Annotated in this window: 24 protein-coding genes; 10 read left to right on the top strand and 14 right to left on the bottom strand. The window is 64.5% G+C overall.

The window, feature by feature from the left end; genetic code table 11:
• Window positions 1-25 precede the first annotated feature (25 nt).
• From BOSE46_RS01290 to BOSE46_RS01275, 4 genes are all read right to left on the bottom strand, one after another.
• Window positions 26-469, bottom strand: coding sequence for a hypothetical protein (locus tag BOSE46_RS01290; RefSeq protein ID WP_159537513.1), 444 nt, complete (start codon window positions 467-469; stop codon window positions 26-28).
• Window positions 470-570: 101 nt separating this feature from the next.
• Complete coding sequence (locus BOSE46_RS21640) at window positions 571-888, bottom strand: helix-turn-helix transcriptional regulator (RefSeq protein ID WP_159537511.1); 318 nt, start codon at window positions 886-888, stop codon at window positions 571-573.
• A gap of 121 nt (window positions 889-1009) precedes the next feature.
• Complete coding sequence (locus BOSE46_RS01280) at window positions 1010-1345, bottom strand: hypothetical protein (RefSeq protein ID WP_236551577.1); 336 nt, start codon at window positions 1343-1345, stop codon at window positions 1010-1012.
• Between the two features lie 156 nt (window positions 1346-1501).
• On the bottom strand, window positions 1502-1816 hold the full coding sequence (locus BOSE46_RS01275) for a hypothetical protein (RefSeq protein WP_159537507.1): 315 nt from the start codon (window positions 1814-1816) through the stop codon (window positions 1502-1504).
• Window positions 1817-1990: 174 nt separating this feature from the next.
• Here BOSE46_RS01275 and BOSE46_RS01270 point away from each other — a divergent pair, with 174 nt between their 5' ends.
• The 8 genes from BOSE46_RS01270 (at window position 1991) to BOSE46_RS01235 (ending at window position 10922) form a co-directional block, all read left to right on the top strand.
• Entirely contained in the window at window positions 1991-3178 is a 1188-nt protein-coding gene (locus BOSE46_RS01270; RefSeq protein WP_159537505.1) for a hypothetical protein, read from the top strand.
• Complete coding sequence (locus tag BOSE46_RS01265; protein WP_159537503.1) at window positions 3175-3729, top strand: hypothetical protein; 555 nt, start codon at window positions 3175-3177, stop codon at window positions 3727-3729. The genes BOSE46_RS01270 and BOSE46_RS01265 overlap by 4 nt, the downstream gene beginning before the upstream one ends.
• A 690-nt stretch (window positions 3730-4419) precedes the next feature.
• A complete protein-coding gene (locus BOSE46_RS01260) occupies window positions 4420-6315 on the top strand; it encodes a fibronectin type III domain-containing protein (RefSeq protein ID WP_159537501.1) in 1896 nt (631 codons plus the stop codon).
• A gap of 964 nt (window positions 6316-7279) precedes the next feature.
• The gene (locus BOSE46_RS01255) at window positions 7280-7645 is read left to right on the top strand and encodes a peptidase inhibitor family I36 protein (protein WP_159537499.1); all 366 of its coding nucleotides are present in this window, start codon (window positions 7280-7282) and stop codon (window positions 7643-7645) included.
• Window positions 7646-7676: 31 nt separating this feature from the next.
• Window positions 7677-8207 (top strand): RNA polymerase sigma factor, encoded by a 531-nt coding sequence (locus BOSE46_RS01250; RefSeq protein ID WP_159537497.1) that lies wholly within the window; start codon window positions 7677-7679, stop codon window positions 8205-8207.
• Entirely contained in the window at window positions 8204-9322 is a 1119-nt protein-coding gene (locus BOSE46_RS01245) for a CU044_5270 family protein (RefSeq protein ID WP_159537495.1), read from the top strand. The genes BOSE46_RS01250 and BOSE46_RS01245 overlap by 4 nt, the downstream gene beginning before the upstream one ends.
• Before the next feature lie 193 nt (window positions 9323-9515).
• A complete protein-coding gene (locus tag BOSE46_RS01240) occupies window positions 9516-9737 on the top strand; it encodes a DUF2188 domain-containing protein (protein ID WP_159537493.1) in 222 nt (73 codons plus the stop codon).
• A 150-nt stretch (window positions 9738-9887) separates the two neighbouring features.
• Window positions 9888-10922: a beta family protein gene (locus tag BOSE46_RS01235; RefSeq protein WP_159537491.1), complete on the top strand. Its 1035-nt coding sequence runs from the start codon at window positions 9888-9890 to the stop codon at window positions 10920-10922.
• Here BOSE46_RS01235 and BOSE46_RS21635 read toward each other — a convergent pair.
• The 5 genes from BOSE46_RS21635 to BOSE46_RS01210 form a co-directional block, all read right to left on the bottom strand.
• Window positions 10816-11457 carry a sce7726 family protein gene (locus BOSE46_RS21635; protein ID WP_159537489.1) on the bottom strand — a complete coding sequence of 214 codons (642 nt, stop codon included), beginning with the start codon at window positions 11455-11457 and terminating at the stop codon, window positions 10816-10818. The two genes, BOSE46_RS01235 and BOSE46_RS21635, sit on opposite strands and share 107 nt — an antisense overlap.
• A gap of 285 nt (window positions 11458-11742) precedes the next feature.
• Window positions 11743-13209 (bottom strand): hypothetical protein, encoded by a 1467-nt coding sequence (locus BOSE46_RS01225; RefSeq protein WP_159537487.1) that lies wholly within the window; start codon window positions 13207-13209, stop codon window positions 11743-11745.
• 312 nt (window positions 13210-13521) lie between these two features.
• The gene (locus BOSE46_RS01220; protein ID WP_159537485.1) at window positions 13522-13806 is read right to left on the bottom strand and encodes a hypothetical protein; all 285 of its coding nucleotides are present in this window, start codon (window positions 13804-13806) and stop codon (window positions 13522-13524) included.
• Entirely contained in the window at window positions 13796-15214 is a 1419-nt protein-coding gene (locus BOSE46_RS01215) for a hypothetical protein (protein ID WP_159537483.1), read from the bottom strand. Before BOSE46_RS01215 ends, BOSE46_RS01220 begins: the two co-directional genes overlap by 11 nt.
• Before the next feature lie 290 nt (window positions 15215-15504).
• Window positions 15505-16665 carry an acyl-CoA dehydrogenase family protein gene (locus BOSE46_RS01210; RefSeq protein ID WP_159537482.1) on the bottom strand — a complete coding sequence of 387 codons (1161 nt, stop codon included), beginning with the start codon at window positions 16663-16665 and terminating at the stop codon, window positions 15505-15507.
• A 93-nt stretch (window positions 16666-16758) separates the two neighbouring features.
• Here BOSE46_RS01210 and BOSE46_RS01205 point away from each other — a divergent pair, with 93 nt between their 5' ends.
• Both BOSE46_RS01205 and BOSE46_RS01200 read left to right on the top strand, forming a co-directional pair.
• The gene (locus BOSE46_RS01205; RefSeq protein WP_159537480.1) at window positions 16759-17352 is read left to right on the top strand and encodes a hypothetical protein; all 594 of its coding nucleotides are present in this window, start codon (window positions 16759-16761) and stop codon (window positions 17350-17352) included.
• 10 nt (window positions 17353-17362) lie between these two features.
• Complete coding sequence (locus tag BOSE46_RS01200; protein ID WP_159537478.1) at window positions 17363-17983, top strand: pyridoxamine 5'-phosphate oxidase family protein; 621 nt, start codon at window positions 17363-17365, stop codon at window positions 17981-17983.
• Between the two features lie 166 nt (window positions 17984-18149).
• Here the strand turns inward: BOSE46_RS01200 and purE are convergent, their stop codons facing one another.
• Genes purE through BOSE46_RS01175 form a run of 5 tightly spaced genes read right to left on the bottom strand, consistent with a single transcriptional unit; the run spans window position 18150 to window position 22106 of the window.
• Complete coding sequence (gene purE, locus BOSE46_RS01195) at window positions 18150-18665, bottom strand: 5-(carboxyamino)imidazole ribonucleotide mutase (RefSeq protein WP_159537476.1); 516 nt, start codon at window positions 18663-18665, stop codon at window positions 18150-18152.
• Window positions 18658-19785, bottom strand: a complete 1128-nt coding sequence (locus BOSE46_RS01190; RefSeq protein ID WP_159537474.1) for a 5-(carboxyamino)imidazole ribonucleotide synthase — start codon at window positions 19783-19785, stop codon at window positions 18658-18660. The genes purE and BOSE46_RS01190 overlap by 8 nt, the downstream gene beginning before the upstream one ends.
• A 9-nt stretch (window positions 19786-19794) precedes the next feature.
• Window positions 19795-20784 carry an adenylate/guanylate cyclase domain-containing protein gene (locus BOSE46_RS01185; protein ID WP_159537472.1) on the bottom strand — a complete coding sequence of 330 codons (990 nt, stop codon included), beginning with the start codon at window positions 20782-20784 and terminating at the stop codon, window positions 19795-19797.
• Window positions 20771-21283 (bottom strand): PH domain-containing protein, encoded by a 513-nt coding sequence (locus BOSE46_RS01180; RefSeq protein WP_159537470.1) that lies wholly within the window; start codon window positions 21281-21283, stop codon window positions 20771-20773. The genes BOSE46_RS01185 and BOSE46_RS01180 overlap by 14 nt, the downstream gene beginning before the upstream one ends.
• A gap of 13 nt (window positions 21284-21296) precedes the next feature.
• Window positions 21297-22106 (bottom strand): biotin--[acetyl-CoA-carboxylase] ligase, encoded by an 810-nt coding sequence (locus BOSE46_RS01175; RefSeq protein ID WP_159537459.1) that lies wholly within the window; start codon window positions 22104-22106, stop codon window positions 21297-21299.
• Between the last annotated feature and the right edge of the window lie 21 nt (window positions 22107-22127).

Here is a 22127-nt window from a genome sequence, read left to right as displayed (position 1 = left end):
GCGCCACCCTCCTCGAAGTCGGGTGTCAGAAGGGGTCGCCCCACTCGCTGTGTACGACATTTGCGAACGCTTGTAGGTCTGCGACGCGGCCTTGAGCGGCAGCTTCGATGACGGTCAGCCCGCCTAGTTCTGGCATCGGGGTATCGCGGATGAGCAGCGCCACGGACCAGGAGTCGCACGAGCGGAGACGGGTCATGACGATGTCCAAGTGTGGCCGCACGCGGACCCGACCCTCGATGGACTCGAATTGGAAGACTGGTACGACGAGTGCCCCATCTGAGGTCTGCAGTCCCAAGACCCGGCCCGCCGCGATGGCTTGTTCTAACTCCTCAACGCCAGACATTTCCAACGCTTGGCTGGTGTGTTCGGGAGTCCAGAACGGGCCCAGTCGCTGAACCAAAGCACTGGGAGCGACTTCGCCTTCATCGGCACCCGCTTCGAGCCCGTCGCCCGCGTTGTCGTCAGCCATCAACACGGTCCGTTCGAACCCGATGTTCCAGTTGACGACTTGCCGCCCTCGAGGTCGTCCCACGCAGACTACGAAGCCAGTCCAGGGCGGAGCCTGACTGACTATCCGGTCGGGCGTCGGAGCTCCGGTGCCGGCTCACGCGGCCACAGCGCCGTGCCCAGGCACGACTCGAGTTTGGCCAACGTGACCATGTCCGCCCACGTGTTCCCCGCCAGAATGTCGTACAAAGTCGAACGCCGGATGTCAGCAGCCTGCGCAACCTCCGATTTGTTGCGCCCCTTGAGCGCAGCCGCCAACGCGACCGAGACCGCAACCGCGTGAGCCAGTACCTCAGGTGCGTCGGGGTCGAACTCTCCGTCCGGCCACGACCCGCTGATGAGCCATTCGCGAGGTGGCCTCGAGCCAAAAGTTCTACGCACAACATCACCCTAGACCGGTAGGTACGACGGGCGGACACATTGGGCCACCACTGGTGTAGACCACTACATAACCACGCACTCCAGACAGGACCTGCGCATGCGGCCTTACGCCACCGCCCCGTCATGGCGCTCCCCCGGCCGAATGGTGCTCAAGAGCCCTCACCAACGGCGTCGCTCTCAACCACTGCTCAGCGGACTCCTGTGTCATGGGTGGAAGGGTGCCCGGCGCCTCGCGCAGCATCGCGAGGAGTTCACGCGCCAGCACCTGAACATAGAAGTGACCCGCATGCCGAGACAGCCAATGAATCAGTTCTCGACGTTCGTCCGCGCTCATCAAATCGATGCGGTACCTGGTACCGGCTTCGTCAGCCCAGTACGCACCCTGGTCAAAGACGAACAGGTCAAACCCAGGATGGCCGGCGCCCAGACTGTCCAGATCCGCGTCCGAAGGCGCCACGGGCCGCTCGTTCGAGCGGTTGCGCCCGGATTGATGCGGCCGAGGCGAGAAGGGGTGATGATTTCGATGCCGATCGCGAGTCACGATGCCTCCATCGTGCAGAGGTCTACACCATAGACGAAGTCACCGCTCCCGCATTGACACGGCATACGCGTGTCACCCGTTCGCATGTGAGGCGCGAGTGGCAGCGGCCGACAATTGAGCGACGCGACTCTTACTCAGACCTGTGGCGGTTGCAATGTCGCCATAGCTGAGCCCGTTGACTCGCAGCCTTCCCACCGCCAGTATGCGAATGGCGGCCAGGCGCTGGAGAACACAGGGCATCATTCGCAAGGTGCGGTTGACCGAGCGGATGGCAACGGCGGGGTCCGACTCCCGCTGTACGCGGTCGGCAAGACTCGTCAGGGCGCCGACCCATGCCGGAGTGAGCTCCAGTTTCGCGGCTTTCGCTTCTGCCCGCATCTTCTGCACGTGTCGTTTCTATCAGACATCGTCGAGGCGTGTACAGAGGTCTACCCACCCGCGGAGTGCTCCCGAATATTTGGCCAAATGCCTCAATCTTGCCTACTGACAAAAGCGGGGCCGATGTGCAATTCTGACAACCCGTTGCAAAAGTCATTTCACATCACATTCGGGGGAACAGTGATGAAGCGAGTCGTACCGTCCACCCTGCTGCTCAGCACCTTGCTGATAGGCGCCAACACCGTCGCGGCCGGAGCAGCGACACCGACCGAAGCGCTGGTCAGCGGCACTGTCGTTGGCGCGGCTGGGTCCCCAGCCGCCGGAGCCAAGGTTGCCGTGTTCGCCGAAGCCCAAGCGAGCAACAACCTCAAGCAAGGCGCGACCGCCACCATGCCCCTGGTCGGATCCGCGACCGCCGACAACAACGGTCGATACACAATCGCGGTGCCGGCCTCCTTCGACACCGCCACGCTGGCCGACCCGGCCGGCATCGTCACGTTCACCGCCGTCGCGCAAGACGGCTCCCGCGTCCAGACGACCGACTTCCAACGCCAGCTCGACACGTCCGCCGGCCCAGCCCGCCTCGTTGCCGTGGACGCCGCCAAGTCGTACTCGGCCGACGCTGCCCGCGCTGCCGCAGCCGACGGTGCGGTGACCGGCTCCCCCGCGACCGTGTCGTTCAACCTGGGCAGCTCGAGCGCGCAAACGGTGCAGAAGTCCGCCTCGAGCAACGCAGACGGGCGTGACGTCACCCAGATGTCCACGTCCATCAGCGTCGTCAAGGACTACGGGTCCCGGTGGGCGTACGTCGGCCAGTGGGCGTCCACCACCGCGTACGTGAAAGCGAAGTTCTCCTACACCAAGTCCGCATCGTCCAGCCTGGGTGTCGCGGTCTCGTCGACCGGCAAAAAGGGCACGTTCAAGGCATCCGGGACCCGGAGCCGGTCGTCGTCCTCGACCATCAACTTCGGCACCCGCACCGGCAAGAAGAGCGTGAAGTACCGGACCTTGTTCCACTACCAGAAGCGCCAGTACGTGACCTGCACTGCCGGGTGGACGTGCTCGGACGTGTTCAAAATTGAGCCCGTCGGCTGGCGCGGGGGCACCAGCACCCTGAACCGGACCCTTCCCTCGGCCAAGAAGTGCACCCCGTACGAGAAGGGGTCCGGGCTGTCCAAGACCAGCTCGAAGGCGTACAAGTTCAGCGGAGGCGTGTCGAACTCTGGCATGACCGTGGTCGAGCTCAGCGCCCAGTCCGGTTACAGCTCCAAGGTCAGCCAGTCCGTCACATTCACGAAGGACGGGAAGCTATGCGGGCGCAGTGCCTACCCGACGGGGTCTCCCCAGGTGCTGATCGCGAAACCGAAGTGACCTGGCACCGGCCCCTGGCAGCAGTCGCGCTCCTGGTCGGCCTGACCGCGTGCGGCGGGTCCGACGACAAGCCCAAGACGGACGGACCGCTGGAGACGTACCCGGACAAGGCCGTGGTGTGCCTTCAACAACCCGCTGACGGGCTCTTGACGCTGGGGGTCGAGGTCACCAAGAACACGTCGGACCGCAAGCTGACGATCACCAGCATCCGGTTGACCGACACCAAGGGCATGAAGTTGCTGGGCACCAAGGTCATGCTCATTCCCGACTCGTCCGACCAGACCCTGGTCGGTGCCCGCAACGGGTGGCCACCCAAGCTGGACGCGGCCGAGGCCGACGTGCAATCAGCATTCGACAAGGCACCCAAGGGCAACGACGCAACCGTGCCCGGCGGGCACACCCGGACGGTGTCGTTCATCGCCGGTGTCAAGACCAAGGCCGGTGCCACCGCCGGCCCACTGCGGGTGCGGTACACCGACGACGACGGTCACCGGTACGTCTGGCAGGGCACGACGTCTTACCGTACGTCCGCGAAGCCGTGCGACGGCTGAACCAACAACAGGGGCTCAGCCCCGCTGGCGGGGCAACAATGACCTTCCGACCGGCCGCCGTCCGCGCGGAGACAGGATCGACGTTAAGGCGCTCGACGAGCCGCCCTTGAGAGCTGCGCGACTCGAGACTTGCTCAGTTTCGTCTCACTCGCAATGCGGTCATAGGACCACCCTCGCCCACGCAGTTCTGCGACCGCATCCAGGCGCACGTCTGCGAACTGTTCCAGCTCGAAATCGAGCTGAGCGAAGAAGTCGTTGAGGGCCTGAACTCTTTCCACCGCTTCCACGATGGAGCCGAGCTGGTGACATTCCCTCAGCAACGCGGCTTGTAGCTCCGCGGAGATGATGCCGTCCCTCGCACCTGCGCGATTGTGACGACGAGAAGGCATCTCACCACCACACTGCGTGTAGAGGTCTACACTCCAACAGGCGCGCACCGCTGTGCGCATCCGAATTAGGACCGCTGCGTTGGTGATGTTGACCGGCACTCGATTACTCGGACCTCTGCCACGTTCTACCCGCTCGAGCATGGCGTTTGCGAGTGGTCCATTTCGCACACGCCCCGCGAAGGAACTGCCTACCCTTAGGAGCGCAATCGCGCGACACCCAGGGGACGGAAGCACAGTGAACATCTTGCGCAGGGGCATTGCCCTGCTCGCAGCACTCGCAACATTGGCCGCAGCACCCGTGATGGCAGAACAAGCCTCCGCCGCTGAGCCCGACACCGGCACCATCATTAGCAACGGCAAAATCTCCACGGACACCACATGGACTGCTGCCGGTAGCCCCTACCGTTTGGAAACAACAGTCCAAGTGGATGCTGGCGTCGCCCTCACTCTCGAGCCCGGAACCGTGGTCATCTCCCCCTGGGCCACTGACGGCTTCCTGGTCGCCGGAACTCTGGACGTTGGAGGGTCCAGAGAGGCGCCCGTCGAACTTCGGGGCAGCGCCGGCTACTTCGCACGGGTCGCGTCCGCGGCCGCACGCATCGACGTCAACCACGCAAAGATCACTGGCTTCGGTTCGCTGTTCTACTCCCCCAGCGCCAACGCCACCTACTCCCTGCAGAACTCCAACATCCAAGACATCTCCAGCAGCTCAAGCGTCCGGCAGCCGAAAGCGTTCACTGCCAAGAACAACGCATTCGACCAGTTCGGCGGATTCACCTTCACCTACACATCCACCAGCACACCCAGCAGCGCAGCCATCATTGACGGCAACCGATTCCGTGGCCGCACGTCAGCCTCAGCGGTCCTCATCAAGAGCACCGACACTTTGGGCAACCGCGTCCAAGTTCACGGCAACACGTTCGAGCGGACGTTGGGCAAAGTCATCGACTCGGCCGGGACCAGCCCAGTGGACGCAACCGGGAACTACTGGTTCACCACAAACTCGGCAGAGATCTTGGACGAAATCAACGACTCCCGCAACCAAATCGGACGCACCACCATCGTGCCGGTCGAACCCGTCCTCGACGACATCCCAGCAGGCACCCCAGCACTACGGCCGAACGCACCATGGGGCGTCATAGCCATCGGAACGACCCGGTCCATCTCCGCTCTCTGGTCACCGCCCGCGACAGACGGCGGCTCCCCGGTCCTCGGCTACTCACTGACCCTCAGAGAACCCCTCAACGACACCATCCGCACAGCAGAGGTGGGACCGGGCGCAACGACGTACACATTCACGGGGCTCCGTGACCAGTTCCCGTACACCGTCACCGTCAGAGCCATCAACGCAGTCGGCGCCAGCGACGTCATCATTCGCGACGTCAACACGACCAACGCAACCCTCGTACCTGGTGCGGTCACCGCGGAGCACTTGGGCGACGGGGACGTGAACGTCAACTGGATACCCTCACACGTCAACGGCGTCACGGTCACCGAGTACAAGGTCTTCGCGGGAAACCAGCACCTTGCCACCGTCGGAGCAGACCAGGACTCGGTCACCGTCCCCGTCCCGCTCGGGGGCCGGTACGAGTTCGGCGTCATCGCGGTGACAAACATTGGCGACAGCTCAACCGGCTGGTCGAAACCCCTCGCGGTCGATGTGCCACCCAGCGCACCAATCGCCAAGGCTGTCGTCGGTGACCGGAGAGCGAACCTGTCGTGGGTGCAGCCAGCGAACTCATCAGCGTTCGACGTCACCAGCTACGTGGTCAAGAACATCACCACCGGGACTGAGCAGTTGGCCAGCTCCACAACCGCACAGGTCACCGGGCTGACCCCGGGAAAGCGGTACCAGTTCGTCGTGGTTGCGCGAAGTGACGCCGGCCAAAGCGCGCCATCAGCAACGGTCAGCGTCCTGGCCGCGACGAAACCCGGCGCCGTGGCGAAACCCCGCGTCACCGCCGGTAAAGGCAAAGTGACAATTTCGTGGCGCGCACCGGCCACCAACTACTCGCCCATCAAACGCTACGAAATCTGGTCCAGTACCGGCTCCGTCCGAAAGATCAGCGCATCTGCCAGGACGTACACCTGGAAGTCGCTCAAGAAGGGCAAAAAGGTCAAGTTCAGGGTGCGCGCGGTCAACTCCGTTGGCACAGGCTCGTACTCCACAACCAGCTCGACCGTCACGGTCAAGTAGCAGATTCTTCAGACGCACGGCGCCGGCCACGACGCTGAGCAACGAACGACCAAGCGAAGATGCCGATCAAAGCTGAACACCCAAGGGCAACCGCACCAGCAACAAACCTGCCATCGCCGCTCTCAACCGCCCTCCGTACTGAGATCGACATCGCCGCCCCAACCACCACCATCGGTAATGACAAACCTGCCAGTTCGGCAACGAACTTGAACCAGTCGCTGCCCGCGCCCACCAAGTGGTCTTTCCACCTGTCCAAAGCGACCCAAACGGCGATGACCAACAGCGCCGACGGCCCCCACCCTGCCCCTTCCATGTTCGAGGCCCAACTACTCGGCGGCCCCGCCATATAGCCCATCACTGCGCCGCTGCTCAAACTCGCGTAGTGGAGCGGGACCAACCATCTATCGGGCCATGGCGGTGTACGTGTCCACCAGCCAGAGTCTGTCCCACCACAGGCGCCAGTCACATCCGAGCGCGAATCGTTGCCGCTTCCCACACCTGCAGGACTGTCACCACCATGCACCTTCACATCGTCGAAAACCTCACACTTCCGCCCGTAGTTGGGGCGTTGGCTACGGCTGCGGTTCTCGTCGCGAGCGCTCATCTCGGCGCCGAACTTCTCTGGTCTGTCGACGTCCGGCTTCGCCAGCGGAAATTGACCCGAGGCACGCGCATGGCGACGCTCACCGTCCTCGGGATGATCAACGCAACCATCATGCTCGCGCTCCTCGGTCTAATCGTCTCGCTTGGGTAAGGCGGCACACCACGGTCACGTATTTCTGTTCTGCCTCACCCTGCTAGTCCACCCAGAGCGTCAGCGATTACATGCCATCGTCAGCGGGCTACGGCTCAGTGTTCCGGTCGCACTCTGCTTCAGGCACTGCTCCAGATTTCCACCTTCCGAGCATGTTCTTACACGGATGAGACGCCGGTAATCACTGCCATTTGAGCGGGATCTGGTGTCATGAAGACACCAAGAATCCTCACGTCAGCAACCATCCTCACCGCAGTGGCTGCGGCCAATCTCCTGTCAGCCGGTCCAGCCGACGCAGCCATCGGGGACTGTCCGAGCGGCTACATGTGCCTGTGGAGTCAACCGAACTACAGCGGCACGATCAAGAAGATCAACGCGACAGGGTCCTACAAGGCCATCGGTCTCTCAACGGTCGAGTCGTACTACAACCATCGGTCCAAGCGCACTTGGCTGCACTCGACAACTGACGGGTCCGGCAGCTACGTGTGCCTGGACCCGGGCGACCGCGCAAGCAGCCTGTCGGGCTGGCAGGACAACGCCAAAGCCGTCTACCTCGCAACGATCACGAACTGCTAGTCCAGCATGTGCTCGCCGGTAAGATCAACGGGTGGAGGAAGAGGAGTTCACCGCTCTGTATCGCCAGATGAGTGGCCGACTCTTCTCATTTGCTGCACGCCGGCTCTCGCCCCAAGCCGCCGACGACGCCGTCGCGCTGACCTTCGAAACCGTCTGGGACAAACGCGACGAATGCCCAACCGACCCGGACGGGCGGGTCGGTTGGGTGTTCACGATCTGTCGGTACAAGATCTTGCAGGAGTCAGACAGGTTCCACCGCAAACATCACGACAGCCGCTTCGCGCACGACTTCCGTCCTCGCCCCGCCGTCACTGCAGACGTTTCGGACTCTGTGGTCGAGTCCGCGGTTGGTCACTGGATCTACCAACAACTGAGTGCTCTGGAGCGGGACCTGTTCGATGTGGCATTCATGAAAGGGGTGTCCCGCGAACAAGCGTCTGCGATGCTCTCCATCTCTGTAGGCACATTCACAACCCGCGTGTCCCGACTACGCGCACGCATCAAAACCTTGCAAGCACTCGCGGACGAGTCAGAGCCGAGCATCGGAAAGGGGGCCTCATGACGCGCGAAGACGCCCGCAACCCGGGCGCGGATGAGCTGGACCTGCTCCGGGCCGAAGCCGAAGCGCTCGGCATGCCCGGCGAGGTGACACACGAGGCCGTCGGGATAGAACCAACCAGTGCCGAAGACATGCTCGCCCGGGTCAAGTCACGTTCGTCCACCCCACACGACAAACCTGATGAGCTTGCGGCCCACCGGCCGCGCCGCAAGCTCATCATTCGGATGGCCGCGGCAGCGGCGGCAGTAGCCGGCGTCATCACAGTCTCTGTTGCGCCCTGGCAGGAACACGCGGCAACAGCCGCCAGCCCTCCGGTTCTGGACTATGAGTTCGCGAACGCCAGCAACATCGCGTTCGCGCCCGGCAAACCCGCGCAGAACGATCTGCTGTCTTTGGCGAAGGCCGCCCAAGCCAACACCCGTCAGCTTGGAACCGGCGACACCCAGTACATCCTGAGCGACAACTGGTTTGCCAGCCTCGAAGCAACCCAAGCGGCGCAACTCATTCCCAAACGGCGCCAGTCCTGGTTCAGGCCCGACGGGTCGGTTCGCGTCCAGGAACAGTCAGGAACACCCTTGTCACCCGACGGTCGCGGCCTGAACACCCAACCCCCGAAGACCGTCCAGAACCTCATGAACGAGACCTACCCGCCCAGCGGGTTGAAAGCATCGTTCGTTCGAGACCTCGACGGTCCAGTGTCGCAAGTCCGCAAGTCACTGATGGACGCCGGCGAATGCGAAGTACGGACCCCCAGCGCGGCTCGTGCTTCATGCCTGTTTCAACAGGTCTGGGGCCTCTACACCCAGTACGTCGTGCCACCGAAGGTCGCGGCCAAGTTGTGGGAGGTCTTAGCGAGCGAACGAACGTTACGGTCCCTGGGCACGGTCAAAGACCGAGCTGGACGCAACGGCGTTGGCATCTCCCTCCTTCCCCAGGACTCGCCACAATTCCGCAAAGTCCTCATCATCAGCAGCAAGACCGGTGAGCTTTTCGGGTCCGAAGACATCCTCATCAAGAATGACCCCGAACTGAACATCAAAGCGCCCGCTATCTACTCCTTCACAGCACTGTTGGACTCAAGGTTCACTCCAGCTCGCGGACCACACGCGACCGAGTGACTCGACCAGTCCCGCGCACCTGGAAAGCGTCCGCGCGGCCGGATGCCGGCCCCCGCACCCCACCTTTGGATGACAAAACTCGCGACGCCGCCAGGAATGAACACACCTGTCATGTAATGCGACCCGCCGTGTCGTGACTTGTAGGTATGAGGGCGGCAGAAACCTGGCGCCAGTCACCACCCCTGGAGGAAACATGGCAAGAAAGCGCTACGACGTCGTGCACAAGGTGCAAACCTGGCAAGTAACACATGCCGGAGAGACCCTGTCGTCCCACGAAACCAAGGATCCGGCGATCGACGCGGGTGTGCGCGTCGCCAAGGCCAACACCCCGAGCCAGCTGCTCATCCATCGCACTGATGGAACTATCGAAGACGAGCGAACGTACGAGGACGACCCGTACCCTCCCGCCGGCTGACGCACAGACGCCCACCCGACAATGCGGGTGGACTTTCTGTGTGAAAGGCGACGGTAATCTCGGCGTCCCGAATGGGACCAACAGTCAGCGCTGCATTTCCGGGGGGTGCAGTGCTGCCACCACTCATTCGCTGCTGAGGAACAAACAACCATGGTCGCACCGAACATGCCTGCACCCTCCCCCTCGTACGTCGCCGTGCTCAAGGCAAAGCAGGGCGAGCTTCTCGCCATACAGACCACAGCGCCTGACTCGTTCGTTCCGCTGCTTGAAGTCGTCGATCTGCAAAAGGCCAACGCGATTGCCCGCGGCTGGCCACACGCCGGGCACGTCGTTTGGGTTCAGCCGGTGAACTGGACCGGAGTCGCGGACGCGACATGGGCCAACCGCACCACCACCCTGTTCACCTCCCTGCGCACGGCCGGCGTGGACGCAGTTCCGGTCGTCACCCTGGACGAGACCGCCAGCCTGTACGCCGCGGTAGCCGCAACCGTCAAGGCCGACAAACGTGGCGTCGTTCTACGCATTGACTGCGAGGAAGCGCTCGAGGAAACCCCCGCCGCCCTCACCACAGCAATAGATCAAACACTCCAAGCCGTGGGCGTAACCGCAGCTCAGGCAGATCTCGTCCTGGACGCTGGGCTCGTATCTGGCGGAGTCGCTGTGCAATCGACCGCCGCACTCACAGCCCTGAACGCGCTCCCTCACCTCACCCAATGGCGGAACGTCGTGACGGCCTTCTCCGCCTTTCCCAAACTGGTGGGCGAACACGTGCCCCCGTCGAGTGTGGGAAGCATCCCACGCACTGACGCGGCCGCGTTCAACCAACTGAGTTCGCGGTGGACTACTCGAACCCTGGTGTACGCCGACTACGGAGTAGGCGTGCCCACGTACTCAGACGTGAGCTGGAGCCCCATCCCGAACATCCGGTACGCGGTCCCCGGCGAATGGGTCGTACACCGTGCCGCAACAAAGAACAATCCAAGCCCCCAGTACGTCCAGCTCGCCAAGGACGTTGTGGCGGCACCATACTTCGCGGGCGCCTCATTCAGCCCAGGTGACGCCTACATCGCAGCGGTGGCTACGGGAGCCGACGGGCCAGGAAACGCGGGGTCGTACCTGAAGACGGCGATGTCGCGACACTTTCACGTGGTGCTGGACTCTCTCGCCACTCACGGCGCGCCTTAAGGTTCTGACGAACCTCAGCGCGCAGCACGTCCAAGTCCAGCCCACCAGCAAGCCGCTGCCACAACACGTGCCGCGGTTTGGTGCGCACACCAGCATCGAGCCCATGCCGGTGCAGAACTTCAAGTGCTTCACCGCGCCAAAGCAGTTGCGCCAGGTGGTGCGGATCCACGTGACGGTTTCGCCGCGCGAGTCGTCCGTGCCGCAACTCGACGCTCCCCGACCCGCCGGACGCAACCAGGATGCCCCACCAGTTTGGGACTAGCGCCCGAGCCGATTTCAGATGCCGTTCGGCAACCACCAGGTAGGCGTGATCCAGAACCAGGCCATACGTCCGAACCTGATTTGGCAGCCGGTCAAGCCGGTCACGCTCACTCTTGAGCTCATAGCCAGTCAGCGCCCCATTCACCACAGCCACGTCTACGCGAGCCAGGCCGCACAGACCCAACTCATCGACAATCAACGTGGTGTCACGTTCCTCAGCGTGCTCGGTGTCCAAGCGAGCTCGGAGGGCGACTCTGACGTCGTGGTCGCGCATGACGTAACCCTACCTTTCGTCAACGGGCAACCGATGTCGTACGCGAGGCGCGCACCAGGAACATTCAGCGCTCAAGAGGGCACCGTGCGCGTGCGAAACGTTGCAGCAATAGCGTGCGGCGTCTCCTCAACAAGCACACGCGTTTCCGGACAAGGTCGCTTCACAGGCACTGTGTTGACGCGTCCAGAGATCTCGGTGAACGGCGCGCGAACCAAGGCATAGGAACCTCGCCGGTTCGCTACCCTGCCCTTTCGACCCCGCTGCACACTGCGGAGCCAAACACCCTCAGACCAGTACGGTCCCTTGCGCACTGAGGTCACTGCTGTAGAGCGCCGGGTCGAGGTCTCTGATGACTTGCGTTGACCTGTGATCAGGACCGGTGCTGTACGCAACCCCGCCCACGTGCGCTGCCAGAATGAGTTCGCTCGCGTCGGCCCGCTGCCCTTCGGACTCAGTGGAGTCGATGAGGACCTCTCCCAAGACATCCGGCAAACCCTTCGACCGCGCACGCCGATCGACAGCTTCGATGACCCAAATGTACTTAGGCATGTGAGCAAACCGGTAGAGCGCCTCAAGTTCTGCTGGCATCCCCCTACCGGCCAACCTCGCCTTGAACTCGGTCGATTTGACTGCGTACGTCTGCACCGCCAAAGCATCAGCAGCCGCAGCTTCGGCCGCTACGGAGACGAGCTCACCGTACGAGTCGATCATCGTCCTCAGCCAAGCTCCGCCACTGACCTCAGCACGCTCGGCAGCGATGTACATCTTGGTCATCAGCGGCATCAAAATCGTGCTCCATTTGTGCGCCGGGTTCGGCTCGTCGTACGGGTCATCGACCTTGATGTACGGACCAGCTGAGTCATCGTGCCGCCACAACGTCAACTTCGAATGCCCGACGCTGGGCGTTCGCCTCCAAGCCACCACCACCCACGCATGGTTCGGTGACAACACGATCGGCGGGAGCTGAGAACTCACATAACGACACACCACGTTGTACAAGGTGATGGCACCAGGGTCCGGCTCGTCGTTCTTCGCCGGCACCGGCATCCGAGCCATGGACAAGCCCAGACGCGTAGACCCATCAAGAACTTGCGACTGGGTCAGACCCGCCGAAGGAACCTGCCGTCCGATGACACTCCCACCACTGCACGCCTCATGAATGTCCTTCGGCAACTTCCGTCCAAGCCCGTGCACTGTTTCTGCGTGCCGAAGAACCATCCACAACGAAGCGTGCGCACACCTCAGGTACTGACGGTCCTGACTGATGAACGGCATCGCCGACACCATGAACGGCCAACCGAACAGATGAACTGTCTCAGTGGCCTGCGCAACAACCGCTCCAGCCATGTCAGGAGGCGGGCTGATCATCGTCCGGCCCACCGGAGCATTGGGGGTGGGTCGAAGAACCATGTACCCCCTGTAGTGGTCCTGGTACTGGTCCAAGTCCTGCAGGTCAGATGGGATCTCGACGGTGAAGAAGTGCAACCGGTGGCATACCGACGGGAACCGGCGAAACGTAGCGCCATAGAACTCAGCGTGCTGGCTGCGCCAGTCAGCATCTATGTACCGGTACTCGACCAGCACAGAACGAACACCATGCAAGGCCGCGATCTCGAACACACGCCTCAGCGGCCTATTGACGCCTTCGCCCCGATAGCGGCGTTCAAGTTCCTCCCAGTCCTCATCGTCATTGATGACGACGACATGGCCCGGGGTGTCATCCGGAGACCAGTCGAGAAAGGAAGAAGGCATGAAGGAATATGACGAGTTGTCGTGTGACTACAGGTCAGTGAATGCAGATGAGTTGGGAGTCTTCGTCTACGTGTCGTTCAGCCTGCTCGATGGCAGACATCGCCTTCTCCCATGCGGAGTGGGACTCGGCAGAGAACGTCAACTTGGAGACCTCCGCGATAGAACCCTCAAGGGTCCTTCCTGGAACTTTGATCGCCACGTACGCCATTGTTCTCCTGTTCGGGGTGGCCAACACTGGCCCGTTCTTATGCCGTGATCGTAGCCGCATCTGCCGACTGAAACCGGCATTCGAGCGGTATCCGCCACGCAAGATCAACGCGAAGCTGCTGCAGCCTCGGGTGGAAGGTTCGGGAGGTGCTTCCTGATCGCTTTCGCGATGTCGCCAGTCGCGCCGGCTTCGACGAGTCCAGTAATCAGCGACTGACTGAACTCGTCATCGAACAGAATTGGGTCCACGCCGTCCTCGTGCGGGCCTGCGAAGCGGTCCACTTCGGCCAAGTCGTCGACCGCTACCGACTCGCCACCGCGCGGATTCCACGGTTCGCTCGGCTGTTCGGGCTCTGCGACTGTCTCTGCTTCTAGAGCGTCAGTCGTCATGGGTAATCACCTTCTGGAAGTTAAGTACAGCATTACATACTCGCACGGTCGCGAAGATCAACACCAGGAACAGTGCGGCGACCAGTCCCACTGACAACCATCCGTTGATCGATTGGATGTCAGCAGCCTCCTTGGTAGAGGAACGGCTCTGCAGCACGACCCACACCCAGCAGAACGAGATAGCCAGCACAACGTTGAAGAAGACCAACGCCTTGGAGAGAACGGAAACGCCGTCATCTCCGGTGCGAAACGATGAATTGGAAAATGTCCCAATCGCCGCGATGAGTGCCAAGATCACTGCCGGGCTTGTCACTTGGGCCAGCGGTATGAGGAACCCGAACAGCGAGAGCAGCGACGCCAACGCTGTTGTCAGGAAGCACGTCAACCAGGTCGCCCCTGCGGACCCCAGCGGGCGTTCCTGCGTCAGAAAGACCGCGTCGATGGCTTCCGTTGAGTGCGTCCCTCGTCCGACGAGAAGGTGCGGAGCAGAGATGCTCGGCGAAGGCTGACAGGTCACCAGCTGGGGCGATGAACCTGCCGCGCTTCTATCGGGCAGCCTTGTCAGGTGTTTGACGTGCTGGCGGCCCGTGACAGCCTTCGGCCGATGGGTGGCAAATCTGCGTAAGGCGTAGTGGCCGTCCGCAACCTGGTACGTGATGTGGAACGAGTCCGTCCGCCGTGCCCACGGGCACTCAACACGTACGTACGACGGCCGGCCACCCACGAACGTCTTGGCTTTGTCCATCAACCGCTCACGCCTCTCGTTGTACGCGCGGCGATGCTTGTACGTCAGGGAGTTGCGGCCCTCGTCGGCACTTACGAAGTCAGCGAGAAGCAGATACCTGGTGCACAGCAGCTCCGCGGTTTGCTTGAGGTCGTGCACGAGCGCCGGGACACACTTGGTCTGTGTCGCACCGTCAAGGTGCCCGTCCGACGTGAACAAACTCTTAAACACCTCCTCGGCTGCGTCCGCGTGGAGTGTCACGCACTCGAACAGCAGGGCTTGTTTCGCTATCAAGATGTCTCTTGCGCCCGACTCGTCTTCCAACCAGGGCTGGTAGGCCTTGTACAGGAGCATGGTCAGCAGGGCCTTCGCTACGAACTGGTGATCGTCGTGAGACAGAAGCGTGAGTTCTTCGCCTGCCGCGTTCCGGAGGTCCGAGATGCTCCTCAACTTCCCTTTACGGGGTGTGGCGATGAGCACGGGAAGCCGAAAACTGCCGACTGTCTTTTCCACAACGTTCCGCATGAATGTCGGACCGAGTTCGAGTGTGACTTGGCGCTCGATGTCCCCATTTATGTACGTGACGACCTCCCGGACCTCATCGAGAGGCTGCGAGCCCCGGATGAGAGCGAGGGCAGCGGTGAGGCCTCGGGCATCGAACTTCGGCTCTGTCGCGACCGTCACATGTACCCCCGAATTCTAGACTGCTTCGTCAGCCTTTCCGCAACGCCGCATTCAGCTCGCAGACCGTGGCTCATCGTCGGCACAGAGGGCCGACTGCCACGCGAGCCTATGGGCTCGAAGCCCCCAAAGTAGGACGTATCGTGAATTTCAGCCGTCACACAAGCGTCACACAGCTTGTGCATCTGGGTGCGAACCCGTGCTTTTGCGTGCGCGAGCCTTCGCGGAACGTGAAACAGACTGGTCGCTGCTTCTACCTTTGCTGGCGGAGATAATCGCTGTGATTGCAGCGCTCAGAGCGTCGACTGGACTCCGGCGAGGAGCTGGCGGGCCATCACGACGCGCTGCACCTGGTTGGTGCCCTCGTAGATCTGGGTGATCTTGGCGTCGCGCATCATCCGCTCGACCGGGTAGTCGCGAGTGAAGCCGTAGCCGCCGAGCAGCTGCACCGCATCCGTCGTGACCTGCATCGCGGTGTCGGAGGCGAACGCCTTGGCAGCGGCGCCGAAGAACGTCAGATCCTTGTCGCCACGCTCGGAGCGACCGGCGGCGGCGTACGTCAGCTGCCGGGCGGCTTCGATCTTCATGCCCATGTCGGCGAGCATGAACTGCAGCCCCTGGAAGTCGGCGATCTTGTGGCCGAACTGCTTGCGCTCCTGGACGTACCCCAGCGCGTAGTCGAGTGCGCCCTGCGCGACACCGACGGCCTGGGCCGCGATCGTGACGCGGGTGTGGTCGAGCGTCTTCATCGCGGTGGCGAAGCCGGTGCCCTCGGGGCCGATGATCCGGTCGCCCGGGATGCGGACGTTGTCGAGGTAGACCTCGCGGGTCGGCGAGCCCTTGATGCCGAGCTTGCGCTCCGGCGCCCCGAACGACACGCCCTCGTCGGACTTCTCGACGACGAACGCCGAGATGCCCTTCGTACGCTTGTCGGGATCGGTGACCGCCAGGACCGTGTAGAACTCGGACTCGCCGGCGTTGGAGATCCACCGCTTGACGCCGTTGAGGATCCAGTCGTCGCCGCTGCGGACCGCGCGGGTCTTCTGGTTGGCGGCGTCGCTGCCGGCCTCGGGCTCGGACAGGCAGTAGGAGAAGCCCTCGCCGTGCGCCAGGCGCGAGAGGTAGTTCTTCTTGAGCTGCTCGTCGCCAGCGATCATCAGCGGCAGCGAGCCGAGCTTGTTGACCGCCGGGATCAGCGAGGCGGAGACGTCGACGCGGGCGATCTCCTCGATGACCAGCACGGTGGCCAGTGCATCGGCACCCGCTCCGCCATAGGCCTCGGGCACGTGGGGAGCATGGAAGTCCGCGGCGAGCAGCGCGGCGGCCGCCTCGTGGGGCCAGCGGGCGTTCTCGTCGACATCGGCCGCGAACGGGGCGATCTTGGCCTCGGCGACGGCGCGGACGGCCTCGCGAATGGCCTGGTGCTCCTCGGACAGGACGAACAAGTCGGACACGTGGACTCCCGATAGTAGGACGACCAAGTAATAATACCCCGATCATCGCGCGGTCCCAACCGCACCTTTCGTGGCATCGGACACACTGGCGACATGACGAGCACCTTCACCGGGCACATCGCCGGGTTCGGGACGTCATCGGGCGTGCGCATCGTGGTGGGCATCTGGGACGAGAGCCCGTTCGGGCCGTTCGCCGATGTCATGGTCGAGGACCGGTCGGGCCACCGCACTCTGCTCGCGGCACGCCAGAGCGTCGCCGACTTCGTGGCGTCGACGTACGTGTTCGACGAGGTCCGCCTGGAACCGGTCTCGGTCGAGCGTGGCGACGAGTGGTCGGTGCACACCCGGTCGCTGCAGGCACGCTTCACCCCTGGCCAGCGACTGTGGGTCGCGCCGCTGCTGGGGCTCGTGCCGGAGGTGGTGCGCCGCACGGCGACGTGGGCCAAGGTCTGCAACCCGGTCGCTGCCCGGCTCATGCCGGGCGTACGGACGTACGGCTCGGCGGGCGGCGGCAGCACCGAGTGGTACGCCGCGCGGGACGTGCGCCGCCTGATCGACGCACGGGCGACCTGGGAGGGTGAGGAGCTCGGACGGCTCGGACCCGTGGAGCCGGCCGTGCGGTTCGGCTTCGCCTCGGCGCCGGCAACCCCGACACTCACGGCCCTGACGTCGTACGTACGGCGGTAGATTTCTCGGTATGCGCACCGAGATCACCAACCAGGCCGAGCTGCGTGACCTGCTCGGCACCCCGCTGCAACGCACGCTCGACAAGGACTCCCAGGCGTTCCTGCCCGAGCACCGTGCGTGGCTCGCGGCGTCGCCGTTCTGCCTCGTCGCGACGTCTGACGCCAACGGCGCGTGCGACGTCTCGCCCAAGGGCGATCCGGCGGGCTTTGCCCACGTGGTCGACGACACGACCGTCGCGATCCCGGAGCGGCCCGGCAACAAGCGGGCGGACGGATTCGCCAACATCCTCGAGAACCCGCACGTCGGGCTGATCTTCGTGGTCCCCGGTCGCGGCGACACGCTGCGCATCAACGGCCGCGCAACGCTGCTGGCCGACGCGCCGTACGCCGATCAGATGGTCGTCAAGGGCCACCGGCCGGTGGTGATCCTCGAGGTCGCGGTCGAGCAGATCTTCTTCCACTGCTCGAAGGCGTTCCTGCGCTCCAAGCTGTGGGATCCCGAGACGTGGCACCCTGACGCCGTGCCGAGCCGGGCGCAGATCGCCAAGTCCCTCGAGCGCCCGAACGACTCACTCGAGGAGATCGAGGCCTACTACGGCCCGGCCTACGCCGAGAAGCTCTACACGAGCTGACGGTTCGTCCGGAGGAGCGACGGTTTACCACGTTCTCCTGGTAAACCAGCACCTCACCGGGCAAACCTCGGGGCGACCCGCACTTCTCCGGGCAAGACGGCACTTCTCCGGGCGAATTTGCCCGGGTAAGTGGCGGTTTACCAGGTTCTCCTGGTAAACCGACGCGTCAGCGGAAGCCGAGGCCGCCGTGCGGGTTGCGGATCTTCTCGCCCTTGGCGCGGGCCGTGTCGGCGAGGTCGGCCTGGAAGGCGAGCATCTTCTGGGTCAACGCGGCGTCCCCGGTGGCCAGGATGCGTACGGCCAGCAGGCCGGCGTTGCGGGCATTGCCGATCGACACGGTGGCGACCGGCACACCGGCGGGCATCTGGACGATCGACAGCAGCGAGTCCATGCCGTCGAGGTGCTTGAGCGCCACCGGGACGCCGATCACGGGCAAGGGGGTCACCGCCGCGAGCATGCCGGGCAGGTGGGCCGCTCCCCCGGCGCCGGCGATGATGACCTCGATGCCGCGCGCGTGGGCGTCGCGACCGTACGCCAGCATCTCGTCGGGCATGCGGTGCGCCGAGACGACGTCGGCCTCGTACGCGATGCCGAACTCGCCCAGCGCCGTCGCCGCGGCCTCCATCGTGGGCCAGTCGGAGTCCGAGCCCATCACGATGCCTACGCGGGCTGAGTCAGTCATGGGTCACTCCGTCTGTGAACAGTGCTGCCGCACGCCGGGCTCGGGCGAGCACGTCGTCGAGATCTGATCCGTATGCCGTCACGTGCCCGACCTTGCGTCCGGCCTTGACGGACTTGCCGTAGAGGTGGACCTTGACGTCGGGCTCCGCCGCCAGCACCACCGCGCGCTGCGCCTCGAGGTCCTCGACGGCGCCGCCCAGGATGTTGACCATGACCGAAAAGGGCGTACGCGCCTCGGTCGAGCCGAGCGGCAGGTCCAGCACAGCGCGCAGGTGATTCTCGAACTGGCTCGTCACGGCACCGTCGATCGACCAGTGGCCCGTGTTGTGCGGGCGCATCGCGAGCTCGTTGACGAGGAGCCGCCCGTCGGCGGTCTCGAACAGCTCGACCGCAAGGATGCCGGTGACGTCGAGCTCGGTCGCGATGCGTTCGGCCATGGCACGCGCCTCGGCATCCAGGCCGGCGTCGAGGTCGGGCGCCGGGGCGATGACCTCGGCACAGACACCGTTGGCCTGGCGGGACTCGACGACGGGATAGGCGCGCACCTCGCCCGACGGCGAGCGGGCGACCAGAGCGGACAGCTCGCGACGGAAGTCGACGAGCTCCTCGGCGAGCAGCGACCGGCCGGACGCGAACGCCTCGTCGGCGTCGGCCGCCGAGCGTACGACCCACACGCCCTTGCCGTCGTAACCGCCTCGGGTGGTCTTGACCACGGCGGGGAAGCCGAAGGACGCAAGCTCCTCAGCTGTGGTGACCATGCGGAAGCGCGGGCAGGGTATGCCCATCTCGGAAAGTCGCGCTCGCATGTCGCCCTTGTCCTGGGCGTACAGGAGCGCGTGCGGCCCGGGACGGCACGCGTGGCCCTCGGTCTCCAGCGCCCGGAGGTGCTCGGGAGGTACGTGCTCGTGATCGAACGTCACGACCGGCGCATCGGCCACGATCGCCCGCAGGGTGTCGAGGTCGGTGTAGTCACCGACGACGTGGTCGGGCACGACCTGGGCGGCGGACACGTCGGGCGCCTCGGCGAGGAGCCGGATGCGGATGCCGAGACCGATCGCGGCCTGCTGCATCATGCGAGCCAGCTGGCCGCCGCCGATGACTGCGAGCTGGGGTGATGGCACGACCACAGACTATCGGGAGCGGAAGCCGCGCCGTTCGGTCACGGTGATGGGCGAGACGTTGCCGAACCCGCGCAGTGGACGAGGCGGCAGGGTCCGGGTGTCGAACTCGTCGCCGAGGGTCGCGGCGGTCGCCCCGTCGATCAGCACGCGGTTGCTGCGCGCGACGTGCGAGAGCCGTGCGGCGAGGTTGACCGGCGGGCCGAACACATCGCCGAGCCGGCTGATCGCCGAGCCGGTCGCCAGGCCGACGCGGATGTCGGGCATGTCGTCGCGCGACGAGATCTGCGAGACGAGATCCAGCGCAGTGCGGGTGCCCTCGGGGGCATCGGCGATCACGAACAGGACAGCATCGCCGAGCGTCTTGACGACCCGGCCGCCGTGCGCGGTGACGATGTCGGTGCAACGGGTCTCGAAGTTCTCGACCAGCGCACCGAGCGTCGAGTCGTCGAGCTCGTTGGACAGCGAGGTGAACCGGGACAGGTCCGCGAAGCCGACCGTCACGACCGTCGACAGCAGCTCCTCGTCGGCCGCGCCCAGAGCCTCGATGCGGGCCGCTGCGGCGGCGAGATGGCGCCGCCAGGCGTAGATCATGAGCTGCTCGAACCCCGGCGCGGCGTCGGTGGCCAGGCTCACCGCGGCGCCGAGCCGGCTCTTGGCCTTGCCACCCTCGACGTCGTGCTCGACCTGGTCGACGAGGGTCGAGACCTGCCAGTCGGCGAGCCGGGACATCGTGGTGCCGAGCGCACGGGTGATGCGGAAGACGGTCTCCTCGTCGAGCACGCCAGACTCGATGGCAGCCGCAACGGTCGCCACCGCCGAGACGTCCGGATCGCCGTACGCGATCGCCTCACCCGTGTCGGGGAAGCCCAGGGCGCGCCACAGCCTCTGGCCGTCCTCCAGGCTCAGCCCGCCCTTGTCGGCGACCTCGGAGCTGGTGAGGGTCAGCTCGCCGCCCAGGATCAGGCGCGCGAGCTCGTCACGGAGTTCAGACCGACTCATCACTCGCCGTCTTGTCGTGCTTCTCGAACACGAGGTTGGTCACGGTGCGGTGGAACGCCTCGATGTGCGGGATGTCCTTGAGCTCGAGCCCGGCCTGTTCGCTGGCGTCATGGATGATCAGCGTGCCGCAGCCGAGGATGCGGTCGTTGAGGTTCTTCTCGAACGCGACGTCGTTGATGCGGCTCAGCGGAATGACCCGGCCCGTGCGGGTCAGCAGGCCCTTCTGCTCGACGATGCGCTTGTTGCTCAGCGTGTAGGTCCAGGTGAGCCACTTGAGGAACGGCAGCACCGAGCCCCACAGGATCAGGATGACCATCGCGGCGATCACGATCCATCGCGGGATGCCGCTGCCGGAGTCGCCGACGGCGTTGATCGCGAAGCCTCCGACACCGGCCACGACAAGCAGGATCAGCAGCGGGATGAACAGCACCTTGACGTGGGTGCGGGTGGTGGCGATGACCTGCTCGCCATCGATCATCAGCTTGCGCGGAAGGCTCATGCCGTTGATTTTGTCACGTTGCCGGTCGGACGTGGGTGATATCACCCGCGCTGATCGCCTGGCCGTCCACCAGCAGGCGTCCCAGCTCGTCGATGCCGGTCGCCTGACCCTCGAGCGAGCCGCCGTTCGGGAGGCTCACCCGGACCCGGGTGCCCAGCGTGACGCACCGACGGACGTACGAGTCGCGGATGCCCGAGCCCGGGTCGCCGCCGGCCGCCGCCCAGGCCCGGTAGAGCGCCTCGAGGTTGCGCAGGAACGCCCGCAGGACGATCGTGCGGTCGGTCTCGGTCGCCCCTTCGAGCACGAGCGACGTGGCGGTGTCGACCGGCAGCTCGTCCTGGCGCAGCGACACGTTGAGGCCGACACCGATGATCGCCGCCGAGCCCTGCGGGGTGTCGACCCGCTCGAGCAGGATGCCGGCGATCTTGCGGCCGTCGACCAGGACGTCGTTGGGCCACTTGAGCCCTGACTCGACGCCGCACTCGTGCACGGTTGCGTCGACCGCGAGACCGACGAGCAGCGGCAGCCACACCCAACGCGCCGCCGGCACCGAGTCGGGGCGAAGCAGCACCGACACGATGACCCCCGAGGCCGCCGGTGACTCCCACGCGCGGTCGAGCCGGCCGCGGCCCGCCGTCTGGAGGTCCGTCGTGTGGATCGTCCCTTCCAGCGCTCCGGCGCGCGCGGCGTTCGCGACGTCGAGGTTGGTGCTGCCGGTCTCCGGCGTCACGACGACGTCGGTCCAGAACCGGTCGGGGCCGGTCAGGGCCGTGCGCAGCGCATCGGCGTCGAGCGGAGGGCGGTCCAGGTCGCGATAGGGCATGAGAACAGACTCACATACCGG

Origin of the sequence: Aeromicrobium sp. 9AM, assembly GCF_902506105.1 — a bacterium.
In the GTDB taxonomy this organism is placed as follows: Bacteria; Actinomycetota; Actinomycetes; order Propionibacteriales; family Nocardioidaceae; genus Aeromicrobium.
Note: the sequence above shows the minus strand (reverse complement) of the source record. Positions and strands in the feature narration are given on the sequence as shown.